This window comes from Mizugakiibacter sp. (genome assembly GCF_039680435.1).
In the GTDB taxonomy this organism is placed as follows: domain Bacteria; phylum Pseudomonadota; class Gammaproteobacteria; order Xanthomonadales; family Rhodanobacteraceae; genus Mizugakiibacter.
The window spans coordinates 1-16,371 of record NZ_JBDKSX010000036.1; the positions used below are offsets into that span (position 1 = coordinate 1).

Annotated in this window: 17 protein-coding genes and 1 pseudogene; 6 read left to right on the forward strand and 12 right to left on the reverse strand. The window is 72.8% G+C overall.

Annotated features, from left to right (window positions below; translation table 11 throughout):
- Window positions 1-238: pseudogene (locus ABFC67_RS04050) on the forward strand (gamma carbonic anhydrase family protein); the annotation flags it as partial.
- A gap of 18 nt (window positions 239-256) precedes the next feature.
- Here ABFC67_RS04050 and ABFC67_RS04055 read toward each other — a convergent pair.
- The 5 genes from ABFC67_RS04055 to ABFC67_RS04075 all read right to left on the reverse strand — a co-directional run bounded on the left by ABFC67_RS04055 (window position 257) and on the right by ABFC67_RS04075 (window position 7,535).
- On the reverse strand, window positions 257-544 hold the full coding sequence (locus tag ABFC67_RS04055) for a hypothetical protein (RefSeq protein WP_346736763.1): 288 nt from the start codon (window positions 542-544) through the stop codon (window positions 257-259).
- 147 nt (window positions 545-691) lie between these two features.
- Window positions 692-3,238: a glycerol-3-phosphate 1-O-acyltransferase PlsB gene (gene plsB / locus ABFC67_RS04060; protein ID WP_346736764.1), complete on the reverse strand. Its 2,547-nt coding sequence runs from the start codon at window positions 3,236-3,238 to the stop codon at window positions 692-694.
- A 37-nt stretch (window positions 3,239-3,275) separates the two neighbouring features.
- Complete coding sequence (locus ABFC67_RS04065; RefSeq protein ID WP_346736765.1) at window positions 3,276-4,241, reverse strand: hypothetical protein; 966 nt, start codon at window positions 4,239-4,241, stop codon at window positions 3,276-3,278.
- 348 nt (window positions 4,242-4,589) lie between these two features.
- Window positions 4,590-5,453 carry an HAD family acid phosphatase gene (locus ABFC67_RS04070; RefSeq protein WP_346736766.1) on the reverse strand — a complete coding sequence of 288 codons (864 nt, stop codon included), beginning with the start codon at window positions 5,451-5,453 and terminating at the stop codon, window positions 4,590-4,592.
- A gap of 102 nt (window positions 5,454-5,555) precedes the next feature.
- Window positions 5,556-7,535 (reverse strand): UvrD-helicase domain-containing protein, encoded by a 1,980-nt coding sequence (locus ABFC67_RS04075; protein ID WP_346736767.1) that lies wholly within the window; start codon window positions 7,533-7,535, stop codon window positions 5,556-5,558.
- Between the two features lie 175 nt (window positions 7,536-7,710).
- Between ABFC67_RS04075 and ABFC67_RS04080 the strand changes: the two genes are divergently transcribed.
- Together ABFC67_RS04080 and ABFC67_RS04085 are read left to right on the forward strand one after the other, a co-directional pair.
- Window positions 7,711-8,355, forward strand: a complete 645-nt coding sequence (locus ABFC67_RS04080) for a thymidine kinase (RefSeq protein WP_346736768.1) — start codon at window positions 7,711-7,713, stop codon at window positions 8,353-8,355.
- On the forward strand, window positions 8,352-9,116 hold the full coding sequence (locus ABFC67_RS04085) for a hypothetical protein (RefSeq protein ID WP_346736769.1): 765 nt from the start codon (window positions 8,352-8,354) through the stop codon (window positions 9,114-9,116). The genes ABFC67_RS04080 and ABFC67_RS04085 overlap by 4 nt, the downstream gene beginning before the upstream one ends.
- Here ABFC67_RS04085 and mutM read toward each other — a convergent pair whose 3' ends face one another.
- The 5 genes from mutM to ABFC67_RS04110 all read right to left on the reverse strand — a co-directional run bounded on the left by mutM (window position 9,117) and on the right by ABFC67_RS04110 (window position 13,377).
- Window positions 9,117-9,929, reverse strand: a complete 813-nt coding sequence (gene mutM, locus ABFC67_RS04090; RefSeq protein ID WP_346736770.1) for a bifunctional DNA-formamidopyrimidine glycosylase/DNA-(apurinic or apyrimidinic site) lyase — start codon at window positions 9,927-9,929, stop codon at window positions 9,117-9,119.
- A 109-nt stretch (window positions 9,930-10,038) separates the two neighbouring features.
- Complete coding sequence (locus tag ABFC67_RS04095; RefSeq protein WP_346736771.1) at window positions 10,039-10,545, reverse strand: hypothetical protein; 507 nt, start codon at window positions 10,543-10,545, stop codon at window positions 10,039-10,041.
- Window positions 10,545-11,897, reverse strand: coding sequence for a DUF4350 domain-containing protein (locus tag ABFC67_RS04100; RefSeq protein ID WP_346736772.1), 1,353 nt, complete (start codon window positions 11,895-11,897; stop codon window positions 10,545-10,547). The genes ABFC67_RS04095 and ABFC67_RS04100 overlap by 1 nt, the downstream gene beginning before the upstream one ends.
- Complete coding sequence (locus tag ABFC67_RS04105) at window positions 11,897-12,652, reverse strand: ABC transporter permease subunit (RefSeq protein ID WP_346736773.1); 756 nt, start codon at window positions 12,650-12,652, stop codon at window positions 11,897-11,899. Before ABFC67_RS04105 ends, ABFC67_RS04100 begins: the two co-directional genes overlap by 1 nt.
- The gene (locus ABFC67_RS04110; RefSeq protein ID WP_346736774.1) at window positions 12,649-13,377 is read right to left on the reverse strand and encodes an ABC transporter ATP-binding protein; all 729 of its coding nucleotides are present in this window, start codon (window positions 13,375-13,377) and stop codon (window positions 12,649-12,651) included. The genes ABFC67_RS04105 and ABFC67_RS04110 overlap by 4 nt, the downstream gene beginning before the upstream one ends.
- Before the next feature lie 109 nt (window positions 13,378-13,486).
- Between ABFC67_RS04110 and ABFC67_RS04115 the strand changes: the two genes are divergently transcribed.
- Entirely contained in the window at window positions 13,487-14,680 is a 1,194-nt protein-coding gene (locus tag ABFC67_RS04115; protein ID WP_346736775.1) for a fatty acid desaturase, read from the forward strand.
- Window positions 14,681-14,804: 124 nt separating this feature from the next.
- Here the strand turns inward: ABFC67_RS04115 and rpmG are convergent, their stop codons facing one another.
- Both rpmG and rpmB read right to left on the reverse strand, forming a co-directional pair.
- Complete coding sequence (gene rpmG, locus ABFC67_RS04120) at window positions 14,805-14,969, reverse strand: 50S ribosomal protein L33 (RefSeq protein ID WP_062534025.1); 165 nt, start codon at window positions 14,967-14,969, stop codon at window positions 14,805-14,807.
- A gap of 13 nt (window positions 14,970-14,982) precedes the next feature.
- A complete protein-coding gene (gene rpmB, locus ABFC67_RS04125; RefSeq protein WP_062534027.1) occupies window positions 14,983-15,219 on the reverse strand; it encodes a 50S ribosomal protein L28 in 237 nt (78 codons plus the stop codon).
- A 294-nt stretch (window positions 15,220-15,513) separates the two neighbouring features.
- On the opposite strand from rpmB, the gene secB reads away from it, so the two are divergent.
- Complete coding sequence (secB, locus tag ABFC67_RS04130) at window positions 15,514-16,005, forward strand: protein-export chaperone SecB (protein ID WP_346736776.1); 492 nt, start codon at window positions 15,514-15,516, stop codon at window positions 16,003-16,005.
- 3 nt (window positions 16,006-16,008) lie between these two features.
- Window positions 16,009-16,371 (forward strand): 2-dehydropantoate 2-reductase N-terminal domain-containing protein (locus tag ABFC67_RS04135; RefSeq protein ID WP_346736777.1); only part of this gene is annotated, 363 nt, incomplete at its 3' end.

The window sequence follows — 16,371 nt, forward strand, 5'->3', positions numbered from 1 at the left end:
CGCCTGCCTGATCGGCATCCGCGCGACGCTGCTGGACGGCGTCGTGGTGCGCCGCCACGGCTTCGTCGGCGCCGGCGCGCTGGTGCCGCCCGGCAAGACGGTCGGCGAGGGCGAGCTGTGGCTGGGCAGTCCGGCGCGCTGCGTGCGCAGGCTGGACGAAGGCGAGATCGAGCGGCTGCACTATTCCGCGCAGCACTACGTGCGCGTCAAGGACGCGCACCTCGCCTCGGCCGGCTGAGCCGCGCGCGGCGCGGTTTCAGGCGGCGTCGGAAGCGGGCGCCGCGCCCTCGCCCAGCGCTTCGCGGGCGCGCTGCTGCAGCGCGGCCCAGTGGCGTTCGTAGGCGTCGGCGCGCGGCGTGGTGCTGGCGATCTGGCGCAGCACCGCGGCGTAAAGCTCCAGCTTGCGCCCGGCCTCGGCCAGCGCGGCCTCGGCTTCGCCGGCATCGACCACGCGCCGCTTGCGGTCGCGGCACACGCCGATGCAGGGCTGCGGCGCCTCGATGCGGCCGCAGCCGATGCACTGCCAGACTTCGATCACGTCCATCGCATTCACCGCGCGTGCGGATACCCGCGACCAGCTTAGCGCCGCGGCGGTGGGTGCGGCTGACGTGGGTCAAGCGCGCCACGGCGGATTCCGCCCCGCAGGAGCGGCGGCGCTGCGCCGTCCGTGCCGTGGCGGGCGGAACCCGCCCTACGCCGCGGGCGGCGCCGCCGGCTCGGCCGGCTCGGCCGGCGCGTCGTCGCCGCCGCCGGGGGTGATCTTCAGGATCGAGTGGCGCAGTTCGCGCGACAGGATCACGCGCGCGTCCTGCGCGATCTCGGCCAGCTCGGGGACGAAGTCCAGCTTGCCGCCGGCATCGGGCCAGATCACGCGGCGCTCGCGCAGCTTCTGGATGAAGCCGCGGAACAGGCTCTTGTCGAAGAATTCCGGCGCGGTCAGCTCGTGCAGCATGCCGAGGCGCTGCGCGGTCAGCGTGCAGGCGCTCTCCAGCTCGGCGGCGCTGAGCGTGCGCGGGCCGTTCTTCACCAGCGCGGCGATCGCGATGTAGTAGCGCTCGAACGCCTGCAGCAGGCTGCGCGCGATGGTGCGCAACCGGTAGGCCGCGTCGCCCTGGCCCGGGCCGCGCTCGTAGACGCGGCCCTCGCCGCTGGATTCGAGCAACCCGCGCTGCACGAAGAAGTCGAGCGTGGCCTGGATCTGCGCGCCGAAGCCGTCCTCGTCCCAGGGCAGGAACAGCTCGCCCTGCAGGAACGGATAGACCACGCGGCCGAGGCGCTGCACCGAGCTGCGCGCCATGCGCCGGTTGTTGAGGAAGCATGCCGCCACCCACGCCGCGGTGGCAAACAGGTGCAGCACGTTGTTGCGGAAGTAGCTGAGCAGCACCGCCCGGTCGCCCTCGCTGACCAGCACGTCGCCGAGCGGGTGCGCGATGCGGCGGATCCAGCCCATGCGCTCGCCGTAGGCGACGATCTCGGCCGGCGCGGCCGGGGTCACGGTGATGCGGTCGGAGTACGGCAACTGCTCCAGCAGCGCCTTCGACAGCTCCAGTTGCGCCAGCAGGTCGGCCTCGGCGATCGCGTGCTTGGGCGTGGACAGCAGCACCAGCGCCAGCAGGTTGATCGGATTGACGTCGGCGGCGCGGTTGATGTGCACCTGGATGCGCCCGGCCAGCGCGTCGATCACGCCGGGGAACCAGCCTTGCCGCGCGTCCACGTTTTCGCCGGCGTGGCGCCAGTCCGGCGCGGCGGCGTCCAGCAGCGGCGACAGGAACACCGGCTCGCCGAAGTTGATGGTGACGCGGCCGTAGCGCTGGCGCAGCAGCGTGCGCAGTCCGCGCAGCAGGCCGAGCAGCGATTCCTTCTCCTTCGGCTGGCCGGACAGCTCGCCGATGTAGCTCTTGCCCTCCATCAGCTTCTCGTAGCCGACGTAGACCGGCTGGAACACCACCGGCCGGCGCGGCGTGCGCAGGAACGCGCGCACCGTCATCGCCAGCATGCCGCCGCGCGGCGCCAGCAGGCGCCCGGTGCGCGAACGGCCGCCCTCGATGAAGTACTCCAGCGGCGCGCCGCGCTCGACCAGCTGCGCCAGGTACTCGTTGAACACCACCGAGTACAGCGCGTTGCCCTTGAAGCTGCGGCGCAGGAAGAACGCGCCGCCGCGGCGCAGGATCGGGCCGATCACCGGCAGGTTGAGGTTGACGCCGGCGGCGATGTGCGGCACCACGATGCCGCTCTGGTAGAGCTGGTAGCTCAGCAGCAGGTAGTCGGCGTGGCTGCGGTGGCAGGGCACGTAGACCACCTCGTGGCCCGGCGCGATCGCGCGCAGGCTGTCCAGGTGGTGCATGCCGATGCCGTCGTACAGCTTGTTCCAGAACCACGACAGCAGGAACGAGGCCGAACGCACCACCGGGTGCGAATAGTCGGCGGCGATCTCCAGCGCGTAGTCCTGCGCGCGCCGCCAGGCGCGCGCGTGGCTGATGCGCTCCTTGGCCGCGGTGGCGGTGATCGCCGCGCGCACCGGCTCGGCGATCAGCACCGCATCGACCACCGTGCGCCGATGCGACAGGTCGGGGCCGATCACCGCCGCGCGGATGCGGCGGAAGTGCGCGCGCAGCACGCGCGAGACCTTGCGCACCAGTCGCTCCGGGCGCTTCGCGCCGGCCTCGTCCAGCACCTGGCGCAGGCTGACCGGCGGCGAGAAGTGCACCACCGTGTCGCGACCGTTCAGCAGCAGCGCCAGCAGGCGGCGGAAGCGGCCGACCACCACCCAGTTCTCCGAGAACAGCACGCTGAACCAGCCGGACTGCCGGACCGGCGCGCGGCCGACGTAGATCGCCACCGGCACCAGCTGCACGTCGCGCCCGGACTGCGCCTCCAGCGCGTGCATCAACTGGCGCAGCGCCTCGCGCGGATTGCGCTTGCGCGTGCGCCCGAGCAGCCAGCCGTCGCGACGGCTGAGCGCGAACATCGCGCGCCGCTGCCGCAGCGGCAGGCCGCGGATCGGCGCCAGCGGGCTGGGCAGGCCGGCTTCGCGGCAGGCGCGCTCGAGGATCAGCGCGTCGGACAGGCCGTGGCGCTCGATCACGTAGCACACCGGCACGTCCGGCTTCAGCAGGGCGGCCGGTTCGGCCGGGTCGCGCTTCAGGCGCAGCCAGGGCTCGAGCAGGCGCCCGAGCAGGGAAAACCACCACGGCGCGTACGCGTCGGCGGTGTCTGGGGCTACACGCTGCTGCATCATTTCCATGATCCGGGGGCGGCCGTCGCGGCCGCGGCGCTTACTGCGCGGGCGGCTTGGCGGCGGGGGCGGCCGCGGCCGGCGCCTTCGCGGCGGCGGGCGGCGGGACCGCGCCGGGCGCCGGCGCGGAAACCGTCTGCGCGGCGCGGGCCTTGGCACGCGCTTCCAGCACGCCCTGGTCGTACCAGCGGCCGTCGCGCTGCAGCATGACGGTCTCGCCGCTGATCGGCTTGCCGAACAGCGTGTAGGTCACCTTCAGCCGCGCGGTCTGGCCGTCGTTGGCCAGCGTCTCCGCCTTGGCCGAATCCAGGACCTGGTCGAGGTCGAGGCCGTAGACGGCGGTCAGGCGCTTGAGGCCCTGCCAGGCGAGGCCGTACTTCTGCATCGCCTGCGCGTAGGGCAGCGCGCGCACTTCGTCGAGGGTCTTGAGGTCGAGCCTGCGCGCGGTGTCGCAGATCGCCGCGATCGCCTGCTGCGCCTTGGCCGGATCGGTCCAGGCCACACCCTGCGCCCACTGCGCCAGCGCCGCCAGCGCCTCCTTGGCCTGCGCCTTCTGCGCGGCGGTGAGGTCGGCGGACTGGTCGAGCGCGGTGCCGACCATGGTCTGGCCGATGCCGATCATCATCGGCACCTGGTCCTTGTACTGCTGCTCGAACGCGGCCAACTGCGGCTTGAGCTGGGCGAACAGCTTCTGCTCGGCGTCGGGCGCGGTCAGCCGCTGCATGGTCGCGGCGAACTTGCGGCGGTCCTCGTCGGTGATGTCGGCCACCGACAGGTGCTCGCGCGTCCACGCGTCGCGCTGCGCGCGGTACTCGTCCGGCGGCAGGGTGGCCTGGGCCAGGCCGTCGAAGTCGCCCGCCTTCAGCAGCCGCGCCGCGGCCAGCACCGCGCCGTCGGGCGTACGCGTGTCGACGGTCGGCGAGGCCGGCGGCTGCCTGCCGCAGGCGACCAGCAGGCCGATCGCGACCAGGGCGACAAGTGCGAGGCGGAACAAGGCCTTGGACATGGTCGGTTTCTGTCGGGAAAGTCGCGGGAGGTTAGGGGGTGCGGCGGGGCCAGGCAAGTGTGCGGCGCACGCCTGCGGCAGGCCGGACGGCGCCGCGACGACCGCGGATGATCGCACGATCCGGGTTCAGGGGCCGTTAGCCGCGCGCGCGAGCGCGGCCGGCGGACAAGAAAAACCCGATGGTCGCGGGACCATCGGGCTCAATCCGGACGGGCCGGAGGGGAAATGACCGAACCGGCGCCATCGGACCGGCACCTGGATTCGGCGCCGGCAATGCTACTTGGAACGCAAAGCTCATGCAATATCTGAGTTATTAGCTGCCAACTTCATGTTTCCAAACAACTTCGATCACTGCACGCGCAGCGCCGCACGCTTGGCGGCCCGGCGCTGTGGCAGTGGCTGCGCCCCATCGTTGCCGAACAGCGCCGGCTCCCAGGAGCCGTAGGTGGGGTTGGGCAGCACGAACCAGCGCTGGCCGACCCAGTCGAGATAGGGCTGCACCGCGGCGACGCGGCCGTTGGGGGTGTTGTCCAGCACGTCGAGGAAGTCGCCCAACTGGTCGCCGAACTGCATCAGCACGCGGTAGCGCTGGGCGATCAGCTTGCGCCGGCAGCCTTTCTCCGAGCCGACCTGCGCGCAGCCGGGCACGAGGGTGCCGAGGCCAAGGAAGCTGTCCTCGCCGGCCACCGGGAAGCCGTCGGCGCGCAGGTTGGCCAGCGTCGCCGCGTTCAGGTCCTGGGTGCGGTTGGACAGGTAGAACACCGCGACCCCGCGCGCTGCGGCCGCACGGGTGAACGCCAGCGCGCCCGGCAGCGGTTTCGCGATGCCCTCCTTGCACCACAGCGCCCAGCTGGAGGCGTCGAACTCCTTGCCGTCGCGGACCAGCCGCGCCGCGTAGGGCGAGTTGTCCAGCACCGTCTCGTCGATGTCGAGGATCACCGCGGGCGGCAGGCTGGCGACGCTGTTGCCGCGCTCGTCCCTGGGCAGCGCGTCCCAGGTCGGATCGGCCAGCGCGGCGGCGAGCTTTTCCTCGGCGTCGCGGTAGACCTCGCGGTAAACGAGATCGTGCTCGACCGCGGTCTGCGTCCACGCGACGGCGTTGAGGTTGTCGTCGGCGGGCACCGCGGCGGACGGCGCGATCGGCTTCGACGGCGCCGCGGCGCAGCCGGCCAGCAGCAGGACCAGCAGGGCGGCGTAGCGGGTGCGGCGCATGGGCGGCCTCTCCGGGCAAAGGGTGGACGGGCAACGCGCAAGCTTACCGCACGCGCATGCCCTCCCCGCCCCGGAAATCCGCAGGGCGGGTCGAGCCCTGCCCTACTCGGCCAGCAGCGCCGCGAGGCGCGCCAGGTGGCTGTCCGCGGTCACCTTCCCGATCGCCGCGTCGGCCGCCGGCTCGCGCCCTTCCCAGTGCAGGTCGTCGGCGGGCAGCTCCTTGAGGAAGCGGCTCGGCTCGTTCGCCAGCACCTCGCCGTAGCGGCGCGCGCGCGCCGCCCAGCTCAGCACCAGGTGCTCCTTGGCGCGGGTGATGCCGACGTACATCAGGCGCCGCTCCTCGTCGAGGCGGCCCTCGTCCAGCGCGCCCTCGTGCGGCAGCGTGCCGTCCTCCAGGCCGACGATGAACACGCAGCGGAACTCCAAACCTTTGGCCGCGTGCAGCGTCATCATGCGCACCGCGTTGCCGGGATCGTCGCGGTCGGCGTGGGTGAGCAGGGCGAGCTGCGCGGCGAGGTCGCCGGCGCGCGCGCCATCCTTCTGCATGGCGCGGAACCAGTCGGCCAGCTCGCGCAGGTTGCCCAGCCGGCGCTCGCGCGCGGCGGCGTCCGGCGCCTGCTGCGCCAACGCCTCGGCGTAGCGCGTGCGCGCCAGCACCGCCTCGACCAGCTCGGCGGCCGGCAGCCGTCCGGCCTCGCGGCCGAGTTCGTCGAGCAGCGCGACGAAGCCGGCCAGCGCCGAGGCCGGGCGCGCCGCGAGCTGCTTCAGCGCGGCGTCGCTGCGCGCGGCCTCCAGCAGCGAGACGTGGCGCACCTGCGCCAGCGCGGCCAGCTTCTCCAGCGAGGTCTGGCCGATCTCGCGCCTGGGCACGTTGACCACGCGCAGGAAGGCGGCGTCGTCGGTGGGGTTGGCGATCAGGCGCAGGTACGCCAGCACGTCCTTGACCTCGCCGCGGTCGAGGAAGGACAGCGCGCCGGTCAGGTGATACGGCACGCGCGCCAGGCGCAGCGCCTTCTCCAGCGCGCGCGCCTGGTGGTTGCCGCGATAGAGGACCGCGAACTCGTGCCAGCGCGCCTTGTGCTTCTCGGCCAGATGCACCAGCACGGCGGCGATGCGCTCGGCCTCGTGCTCGCTGTCCCTGCACTCGAGCACGCGGATCGGCGGACCCTCGGCGTGCTCGCTCCACAGCTTCTTCGCGTGCAGGTGCGCGTTGTGCGCGATCAGCGCGTTGGCCGCGCGCAGGATGCGCTTGCCGCAGCGGTAGTTCTGCTCGAGCTTGACCACCTTGAGCTGCGGCCAGTCGCGGCCGAGCTGGTCGAGGTTCTCCGGGTTGGCGCCGCGCCAGGCGTAGATCGACTGGTCGTCGTCGCCGACCGCGGTGAACGCGCCGCGCTCGCCGGCCAGCAGCTTCAGCAGCGCGTACTGCGCGGTGTTGGTGTCCTGGTATTCGTCGACCAGCAGGTAGCGCAGGCGCTCGCGCCAGGCCGCGCGCGCCTCGGCGTCGGCGTCGAGGATCGCCACCGGCAGGCGGATCAGGTCGTCGAAGTCGACCGCGTTGAAGGTGGCGAGGCGCTGCTGGTAGAGCTCGTACATCGCCGCGGCCTCGTGTTCGCCGGGCGAGCGCGCGCGCGCCAGCGCCTGTTCGGGCGACAGGCCTTCGTTCTTGACGCGGCCGATCAGGTGGCGCAGCGCGGCCAGCTCGTCCGGCTTGCGCGCCTTGCCGGCGAGATCCTTCAGGATCGCCTCGCTGTCGTCGGCGTCCAGCACCGAGAAGCCGCGGCGCAGCCCGGCGCGCGCGTGTTCGATCTGCAGGAACTTGAGGCCCAGTGCGTGGAAGGTGCACACGGTCAGCGCCTCGACGGCGTCCGCCTTGACCAGCTTGCCGACGCGCTCGCGCATCTCGCGCGCGGCCTTGTTGGTGAAGGTGATCGCGGCGATCTTCGCCGGCGCCAGCCCGCGCCGCGCGATCAGGTGCGCGATCTTCTGCGTGATCACGCTGGTCTTGCCGGAGCCGGCGCCGGCCAGCACCAGCAGCGGGCCGTCGCAATACTCGACCGCGGCGCGTTGTTGGGGATTCAGCACGGTAGCGGGAAACGGGAAGTGGAGAGTGAGGTTCGCCCGGGCCGCGCAACAGGGCGGCGTGTCGGACACGGCGGCGCTCGATACTGTGCCACACTTGCCGCGACTGTCGCTGCAGGCGTCCGCGCGGCCTCGTCCTTGCGCTCCCCATTTTCCACTCCCGACTCCCGGCGCTTCCATGGCCAAGCTCTACTTCTATTACTCGGCGATGAATGCCGGCAAGACCACCACGCTGCTGCAGAGCGCGCACAACTACCACGAGCGCGGCATGCGCACGCTGATCCTGACGCCGGCGCTGGACGACCGCTACGGCGACAGCGTGGTGGCCTCGCGCATCGGCCTGCAGGCGACCGGACGACGCTTCGCGCACGACGAGGATCTGTACGCGCTGGCCGAGGCCGACATCGCCGCGCGCGGGCCGCTGCACTGCGTGCTGGTCGACGAGGCGCAGTTCCTGACCCGCGCGCAGGTGTGGCAGTTGAGCGACGTGGTCGACCGCCTGCGCATCCCGGTGCTGGCCTACGGCCTGCGCACGGATTTCCGCGGCGAGCTGTTCGAGGGCAGCCGGTACCTGCTGGCCTGGGCCGACGACCTCGTCGAGATCAAGACCATCTGCCACAGCGGCAAGAAGGCGACGATGGTGGTGCGCGTCGACGCGCAGGGTCGCGCGGTCACGCAGGGGCCGCAGGTCGAGATCGGCGGCAACGAGCGCTACGTCTCGGTCAGCCGCGCCGAGTTCAAGAAGATCATGGCCGGCGAAGGCCGCGTCGAGCTGCAACAGGCGGTGCTGCCGCTGGGCGAGCCGGCGGAGCGCGCGCGATGAGCGCGCCCGCGCCGGTCTGGCCGCGACCGCAGTGGAGCGTGAGCGGCCAGGAGGCCGTGGTGCTGTGGTTCGTGTTCGGCGACTTCGACGCCGAGCTGCCGGTCGACGGCGCGGCCTATCGCACGCGCGGCGTGCCGGACGGCGTCGAGTTCGCGCGCTACCGCAACGCCGACCTCGCCGCGTGGGCGGGCTATCCGCTCGCCGGTTCGCTGGGGCGCCTGCTGGGCGAGGAAGAGCCCGCGCTGCTCGCGCGCGCCGCGCACGCGCAGGAATGCCTGGTGCTGCGCGGCACCCTGCCCGACCCCGCCGACCTCGACTACCTGCACGACTGCGTCGGTCTGATCGCCGCACTGAACGACCTCGGCGGCATCGCCGTGGTCGATCCGCAGATGTTGTCGATCTTCGATGCGGAAACGTGGCGCCGGCGCTACTTCGCCGACGCTGCGTTCACCGTGCGCGAGCACGTGCTGATCCTGTGCAGCGAGGACGCGGAGCACGCCGGCCGCCTGCACGTGCATACCCGCGGCATGCGCAAGTTCGCGCGCCCCGACCTCAGCATCCGCAACGTGCCCGCCGCAGCCGCCGGCGCCGCCGGCCAGCTCGCCGAGCGCTTCGCGCAATTCCAGGCGCTGGGCGGCCGGATTGCCGACGGCCACGAAGTCGCGCTGGACGACACGCTGGCGATGCGCGCGCGCCGCGCCGGCGACCTCGACGACCCCGCCTTCAACAACCTGCACGTGGCGCTGGTCTGGCCGCTGTGATCAGTGCTGGCAGCGCGGGCAGTAGAACGTGGAACGCTGCCCCAGCGTGACCGCGCGCAGCGCGGCGCCGCACGCGCGGCAGGGTTCGCCGGCGCGGCCGTACACGGCCAGCTCCTGCTCGAAGTAGCCGGGTGCGCCGTCGGGCGCGAGGAAATCGCGCAGCGTGGTGCCGCCGCGCGCGATGGCGTGGGCGAGGATGCGCTTCACCTCGTCGGCGAGCCGCGCGTAGCGTGCGCGCGACACCTCGCCGGCCGCGCGCTTCGGGTGGATGCCGGCGGCGAACAGCGCCTCGCTGGCGTAGATGTTGCCGACGCCGACCACCACCGCCTGGTCCATCAGGAAGGTCTTGACCGCGGCGCTGCGGCCGCGCGACAGCGCCCACAGGTGATCGCCGTCGAAGGCATCGCCGAGCGGCTCCGGCCCCAGCCCGGCCAGCAGCGGATGCACCTTGCCCGGCGGCTGCCACAAGAGGCAGCCGAAGCGGCGCGGGTCGGTGTAGCGCAGCACGCGGCCGGAATCGAGCGCGAGGTCGTAGTGGTCGTGCGCGCCGACCGGCGTCTGCGGCGCCAGCACGCGCAGGCTGCCCGACATGCCGAGGTGCAGCAGCGCGCTGCCGGCGCCGGTGTGCAGCAGCAGGTACTTGGCGCGGCGCTCCACCGCGTCGATGCGCCGGCCCGGCAGCGCGGTGCGGATCGCGCGCGGAATCGGCCAGCGCAGATCCGGCCGGCGCAGCAGCACGCGCGTGACGCGGTGGCCTTCGACGTGCGGGGCGATGCCGCGGCGGGTGGTCTCGACTTCGGGCAACTCGGGCATGGGATGGCGTCAGCGACTTGCGCGGGCGATGCAGGGCGGGCCTTGGCCCGCCGCTGCTTCGTCCGAGACGTTGCGATGGTGGGCCAAGGCCCACCCTACGCGCATGGCGTCACCTCGATGAGGGGTCGGCCAATTCGCGCCGCGGATCCGCCGCAAGATAATGCGTGTAGCGATCCGCCACCAGCGCCACGCGCGACCCCGCCTGCACGTAGCGCGCGCGCTCGAACGGCGCCAGCGCGCCGAAGGCCAGCGTCTCGCCGTCGAGCGTCAGCGTCGCCGCCGGCGGCGCCAGCCCGATCTTCGCCGGCGCGAAATCCGCCAGCGGCCGCCACTGCAACGCCGGCGCGGCGGCGATCGCGACGAGGCCGGCGAGGCGCGCGTCGTCGGCGCGGCCGGCCTGCGGCGCGGTCATCCACCAATGGCCGTCGCGCTTCTCGAAGCGGCGCGGCGGACCGTCGGCGAGCCGCACCTCGACGCGCGTCACCGCGGCCGGATCGAGCGCGAGCAGCGTGCCGGGATCGTCCGCCCGCTCGCGGCGCAACTGCCACGCGACCGCGGCCAGCAGCGCGGCGACGCCGGCCGCCAGCGCGAGACGACGGACGACGATGCGGCGCATCAACGGCGGCGCCGGCGCCAGGCGATCGCGCCGCCGGTGCCGAGCAGCAGCAGCGGCAGCGCGAACAGGAAGCCGAAGGTCAACGCAGTCAGCCCGCGCTGGCCCAGCGCCAGGCTGCGGTCGGGCGCGCCGCGCGCGGGCAGGTCGACCAGCGCGTCGTCGCCGAGCAGCCAGTCGAACACGCGCTCGCCGAGCGCGCGGTTGCCGCCGTTGCCGAGGAAGCTGTTGGAGAGGAAGTCGCCGTCGCCGATCACCACCGCGCGCTGCTCGCCCTTGTCCGGGCTGGGCGACAGCCGCGACAGCGCGAGGCCGAAGTCGAGCGGGCCGCGCAGCTCGCCGCGGTCGGCGTCCTGGCGGATCGGCGCGCCGCCGGCGCCGGGCGCGACCGGGCCGGTTTCGTTCCAGCTCTGCGCGGAGGTGCGCAGCAGCGGCGCCGCCGCCCACGCCGCCGAGCCCTGCAGCGTCGCCAGCGCGGCGGCCTGGGGGAACAGCGTGGAGAGATCGAAGCCGCGCGTGATGACGTGCGGCGGATACTGCGTGACGACGACGAAGCTCGGGTCCGGCACCTTGGCCGCGGCGCCGCTGGCGTCGACCAGCGTGCCCGGCAGCACGCGCACGCCGAGCGCCGCGGCCAGCGGCGCGAGGCCGAGGTCGTCGCCGCCCGGTTCGGCCAGCCACAGCAGGTTGCCGCCGCGCGCGAGGTAGTCGGTCAGCGCGGCCACCGCGCGCGGCGCCAACGCCGCCTGCGGGCTGGCCAGCACCACCAGCGCCGCGTTCTGCGGCACGCCCGCGGCGGCATCCAGGTTGACCGGCACCGCGCGCATGCCGCGCGCTTCGATCTGCGCGATGAAGGTGCCGAGGTCGGCGTTGGCCTGGCCGTCCGGACGGCGCTCGCCGTCGCCGGTGACGAACGCGACCAGCCGTTCGCCGCCGCGCGCCAGGCGCTGCAGCGCGTTGGTGAAGTCGCGCTCGTTCAGCGTCACCAGCCGCTCCTTGCGGCCGTGCCAGGCGATGGCGAGCTCGCCGTCGACGCTGATGCCGGCCGCGCGCATCGCCGCCGGGTCCTGCTCGGGATCGACGAAGCGCAGCGCGAGGTCCGGCTTGAAGCGCCGATAGCGCGCGACGAACGCGGCGATGGTGGGTCGGAGCCCACTGCCCGGCGTGGCGTAGCTGGTCACCTCGACCGGCCCCGCGAGCTGCGCCAGCACCGCCTGGCTCTGCGGCGCCAGGCTGGCGCGCGCGTTCGCGCTGCAGTCGGCGACGAAGCCGTAGCGGGTGGACAGGAACGCGATGCAGCCGGCGCCGAGCAGCAGCAGCAGCGCGACCAGCCAGGCGTCGAGACGTTCGCGCATCAGCCGCGCGTCCTTTCCGCCGCCAGCCGGCGCGTCGCCAGCGCCAGCGCCAGCGCGACCACCAGCGCGAAGTAGATCAGGTCCACGCTGCCGACCAGCCCACGCAGCAGCGGCTGCACGTGCGTGGCCATGGCAAGGTAGTTGATCGCGCCGTTGTCGAGGCCCTGGGCGCGCGCGCCGGCGTCGATCGCCCACAGCGCCAGCGTCAGCGCGAACGCCGCCGCCGCGGCCAGCGCCGGGTGCGAAGCGAACGTCGAACAGGCCACGCCGATCGCCGCCAGCGCAGCGGTCATCAGCGCCACGCCCAGCAGCGCGGCGGCGAACTTGCCCCAGTCGAGGTGCGTGGCCGGCGCCAGCGCCAGCGGCATCGCCGCCGCCAGCAGCAGGATGCCGGCCAGCCATGGCAGCGCGCCGAGGTACTTGCCGAGCACGATCGCGCGCGGCGACTGCCCGCAGGCGAGGAGCAGCGGCAGCGTGCGCGCGCGGCGTTCGCCGGCGAGCGCGTGCATGGTCAGCAGCGGCGCCACCAGCAGCAGCACCTGCGCGGCGGCGGCGAGCAGCGGCACGGCGACGAGGTCGGTGTAGCCGGGCGCGTCCGGTTGCGCGGCCAGCCGCGCCTGCGCCTTCAGGAAACCGTCCAGCAGCAGCAGGAACTGCCAGGCCAGCCAGGCGAGGCCGACCGCGGCCAGCGTCCACGCGAACGGCCGCACCACGAGACGCTTCAGCTCGAGGCGGGCGACGGCGCGCGCGCTCATGCGGCCACTGCCCCGGCGGCGATGGCGAGGAAGGTGCGCTCGAGCGCGCTGCCGTCGCCCAGCGGCGCGTCGTGGCGCAGGCGGCCTTCGTGCAGGATGGCGACGCGGTCGCACACGGCGGTCACTTCCGGCAGCAGGTGGGTGGACAGGATCACCGCGCGCTCGCGGCCGAGCTCGCGGATCAGCACGCGCAGGCTCGCCGTCTGCACCGGGTCGAGGCCGTTGCCCGGCTCGTCCAGCACCAGCAGCGGCGGATCGTGCAGCAGCGCCTGGGCGAGGCCGACGCGCTGGCGCAGGCCCAGCGAGAGCGCGCCGCACAGGCGCCGCGCGACGGCGCCGAGGTCGAGCCGCGCGAGCGCCGCCGCGACGGCCGTGCGGCGCGTGGCCGCAGCCATGCCGCGCAGGCGCGCGCAGGCGTCGAGGTATTCGGCCACGGTCAGTTCGGGGTACAGCGGCACCTGCTCGGGCAGGTAGCCGACGTGGGTGCGCGCGGTCTGCGGATGTTCGGCGAGGTCGCGGCCGTCGATGCGCACCGCGCCGCGGCTGGGCGCCAGCACGCCGGCGATCATCGCCAGCGTGGTCGACTTGCCGGCGCCGTTGACGCCGAGCAGGCCCAGCACCGTGCCGCGGTCGAGCGTCAGGCGCAGGTCCTGCACGATCTCGCGGCCGGCGAGGCGCCGGCCGACGCGATCGAGGACGAGCAGGTTGTGATCCGTGCCGTGCATCGCCACATTGTCACGGCGTGCATCGCGGCACCGCAACCATGCTGGCGGGTACGGCAAGGGCCGCGTAGACTGCAACGCGTTGTTTTCCTTCCCCCTGCACAGCTTTCCCATGACCGATCTTCTGCTCGACTTTGCCGCGCGCGGCCTGACCGGCGCCGGCTGGGCCACCTGGCTGGTCTACCTGCTGGTGGTCACGCAGTTCACCATCTTCGCGGTGACGCTGTACCTGCACCGCAGCCAGGCGCATCGCGGCGTGGACTTCCACCCCGCGCTGGCGCACTTCTTCCGCTTCTGGGCGTGGCTGACCACGGCGATGGTCACCAAGCAGTGGGTGGCGATCCACCGCAAGCACCACGCGCATTGCGAGACCGAGCAGGATCCGCACAGCCCGCAGGTGTTCGGCATCGACAAGGTGTTCTGGCAGGGCGCCGAGCTGTACCGCGCGGCCGCCACCAACGCCGCGGACATGGAGAAGTACGGCCGCGGCACGCCCGACGACTGGCTGGAACGCCACCTCTACTCGCGCCACCCCGAGTGGGGTCCGACCCTGATGGCGATCATCAACATCGCGCTGTTCGGCGCGGTCGGCCTGGCGATCTGGGCGATCCAGATGCTGTGGATCCCGGTGTGGGCCGCGGGCGTGGTCAACGGCATCGGCCACTGGTGGGGCTACCGCAACTTCGAGACCGCCGACACCGCGACCAACCTCACCCCGTGGGGCGTGTGGATCGGCGGCGAGGAGCTGCACAACAACCACCACGCCTTCCCCAGCTCGGCCAAGTTCGCCCTGCGCCGGTTCGAGGTGGACATCGGCTGGGGCGTGATCCGCCTGTGCGAGAAGCTCGGCCTGGCCAAGGTGCTGCGCGTGGCGCCGACCCTGGACCTGCGCCCGAACGTCGCGCTGCCCGACACCGAGACGCTGAAGGCGGTGCTGACCCACCGCTTCCAGGTGATGACCGACTTCTTCCGCGGCGTGATCGTGCCGACCCTGCGCGAGGAAGCCGCGCACGCCGGCGAGGGCCTGAAGGCGACGCCGCGCAAGCTGCGCCGCGCGCTGGCCAACGGCGGCCGCTGGCTCGACGCCACCTCGCGCGAGAAGCTGACCACGTTCGTGCGCCAGCGCCCGCGCCTCGCCACCGTCTGCGAATTCCGCGCGCGCCTCGCCGCGCTGATGGAGCAGCGCGGCCCCGACGCCGCGTTGGCCGGCCTGCAGCAGTGGTGCCGCGAGGCGGAAGCCAGCGGCATCCGCACGCTGCAGGCGTTCGCCGCGCGGCTGAAGGGCTACGCGGTGGCATCGCGCTGACGTCGAGCGACCTGTCGCACGCAGAAGCCCGCCGCAAGGCGGGCTTTTCGTTTCTCCCGCCGCGCGGCCAAAAGAAAACCCGCCACGGTGGGCGGGTTTTCGAGGTGCCGCAGGGAGGCAGGGCTTACTTGATCTTGCCTTCCTTGTAGATCACGTGCTTGCGGACGACGGGGTCGTACTTCTTGACCTCCATCTTGTCCGGCGTGTTCTTCTTGTTCTTGTCGGTGGTGTAGAAGTGGCCGGTGCCGGCCGAGGAGATCAGGCGGATCTTGTCGCGCTTGGAAGCCATGGGTCAGTCCTCCTCAGATCTTCTCGCCGCGGGCACGCAGCTCGGCGATCACGGCCTCGATGCCCTTCTTGTCGATGGTGCGCAGAGCCTGGTTGGACACGCGCAGCTTGACCCAGCGGTTCTCGCTGGGCACCCAGAACCGGCGCTCGTGCAGGTTGGGCAGCCAGCGGCGGCGGGTCTTGTTGTTGGCGTGCGAGACGTTGTTGCCGACCTGCACGCGCTTTCCGGTGACTTGGCAAACTCGGGCCATGATGTGCTCCGAAAGCTGTAGGGCCGCCCTTTGGCCAGGACGGCATCGGCCCAGCGGCCTGGCCCGGTCGGACCGGGTTGCGCCACGCGGTGCTGGAATCGGCCGCCGCATGCGCCCGGACCGCGCCCCGGGACGCCCCCGGCCTGGGCCGGGTCGGCGTGAAACAGCTGATCATTATGGCATCGCCCGCGCGCGCGCGGCAAGCGCGACACCGGCCGGCAGGGTGCAGCGCAGCCGCCAGTGTGGGACAATCCCCGCCTTTGTCCGATCTTATTCGAGGGGAGTTCGAGCACCATGGCAGACAACACGCCCGCCCAGGCCAACGGCCAGGCCACGCAGGCGCAGCTGGCGCTGCAGAAGATCTACGTCCGCGACGCGTCCTTCGAGGCGCCGAACGCCCCGCAGATCTTCCAGGAAATCGGCGAGAGCCAGCAGGCGCCGCAGGTGCAGCTCAACCTCAGCCACAAGGCCGACCAGTTGGCCGACGGCGTCTTCGAGGTCGTGCTGACCCTGACCCTGACCTGCACCCTGCAGGACCGCACCGCCTACCTCGCCGAGGTGCACCAGGCGGGCATCTTCGACGTCGTCGGCTTCGCCGACGCCGAGCGCGACGCGATCCTCGGCAGCTACTGCCCGAACGTGCTGTTCCCGTACGCCCGCCAGATGATCTCCGACCTGGTGGTCAACGGCGGCTTCCCGCCGTTCCTGCTGCAGCCGATCAACTTCGACGCCCTCTACGGCGAGCAGCTGCGTCGGCGCGCCGAGGCGCCTGTCGCCAACGCGTAAGCGATGGAGAAGCGACCGACGGTCGCGGTGCTGGGCGCCGGCTCGTGGGGCACGGCGCTTGCCGCGCTGCTGGCCCGCAACGGCGCCGCCACCCGACTGTGGGGGCGCGATCCGAAGGCGCTGGCGGCGATGGCCGCCACGCGCCGCAACGCGCGCTACCTGCCCGACTGCGAGCTGCCGGCCGAACTGACGTTCGAGCCCGACCTCGGCAAGGCGCTGGACGGCGTCGACCTGGCCCTGATCGTGGTGCCGAGCCACGCCTTCCGCGCGCTGCTGGACGAGGTGGCGCCGCGGCTGCCGGCGGGCGCCGGCCTGGCGTGGGCGGTGAAAGGATTCGAGCCCGGCACCGGCCGCTTCCTGCACGAG

Coding starts and splice junctions, on each gene's coding strand:
- rpmB (WP_062534027.1), bottom strand. CDS start 15,219: ATGGCCCGAGTTTGCCAAGTCACCGGAAAGCGCGTGCAGGTCGGCAAC.
- ABFC67_RS04095 (WP_346736771.1), bottom strand. CDS start 10,545: ATGCGCCGCATCGTCGTCCGTCGTCTCGCGCTGGCGGCCGGCGTCGCC.
- ABFC67_RS04080 (WP_346736768.1), top strand. CDS start 7,711: ATGGCCAAGCTCTACTTCTATTACTCGGCGATGAATGCCGGCAAGACC.
- ABFC67_RS04065 (WP_346736765.1), bottom strand. CDS start 4,241: ATGTCCAAGGCCTTGTTCCGCCTCGCACTTGTCGCCCTGGTCGCGATC.
- secB (WP_346736776.1), top strand. CDS start 15,514: ATGGCAGACAACACGCCCGCCCAGGCCAACGGCCAGGCCACGCAGGCG.
- plsB (WP_346736764.1), bottom strand. CDS start 3,238: ATGATGCAGCAGCGTGTAGCCCCAGACACCGCCGACGCGTACGCGCCG.
- ABFC67_RS04055 (WP_346736763.1), bottom strand. CDS start 544: ATGGACGTGATCGAAGTCTGGCAGTGCATCGGCTGCGGCCGCATCGAG.
- ABFC67_RS04105 (WP_346736773.1), bottom strand. CDS start 12,652: ATGAGCGCGCGCGCCGTCGCCCGCCTCGAGCTGAAGCGTCTCGTGGTG.
- mutM (WP_346736770.1), bottom strand. CDS start 9,929: ATGCCCGAGTTGCCCGAAGTCGAGACCACCCGCCGCGGCATCGCCCCG.
- ABFC67_RS04085 (WP_346736769.1), top strand. CDS start 8,352: ATGAGCGCGCCCGCGCCGGTCTGGCCGCGACCGCAGTGGAGCGTGAGC.
- ABFC67_RS04115 (WP_346736775.1), top strand. CDS start 13,487: ATGACCGATCTTCTGCTCGACTTTGCCGCGCGCGGCCTGACCGGCGCC.
- ABFC67_RS04110 (WP_346736774.1), bottom strand. CDS start 13,377: ATGCACGGCACGGATCACAACCTGCTCGTCCTCGATCGCGTCGGCCGG.
- rpmG (WP_062534025.1), bottom strand. CDS start 14,969: ATGGCTTCCAAGCGCGACAAGATCCGCCTGATCTCCTCGGCCGGCACC.
- ABFC67_RS04070 (WP_346736766.1), bottom strand. CDS start 5,453: ATGCGCCGCACCCGCTACGCCGCCCTGCTGGTCCTGCTGCTGGCCGGC.
- ABFC67_RS04100 (WP_346736772.1), bottom strand. CDS start 11,897: ATGCGCGAACGTCTCGACGCCTGGCTGGTCGCGCTGCTGCTGCTGCTC.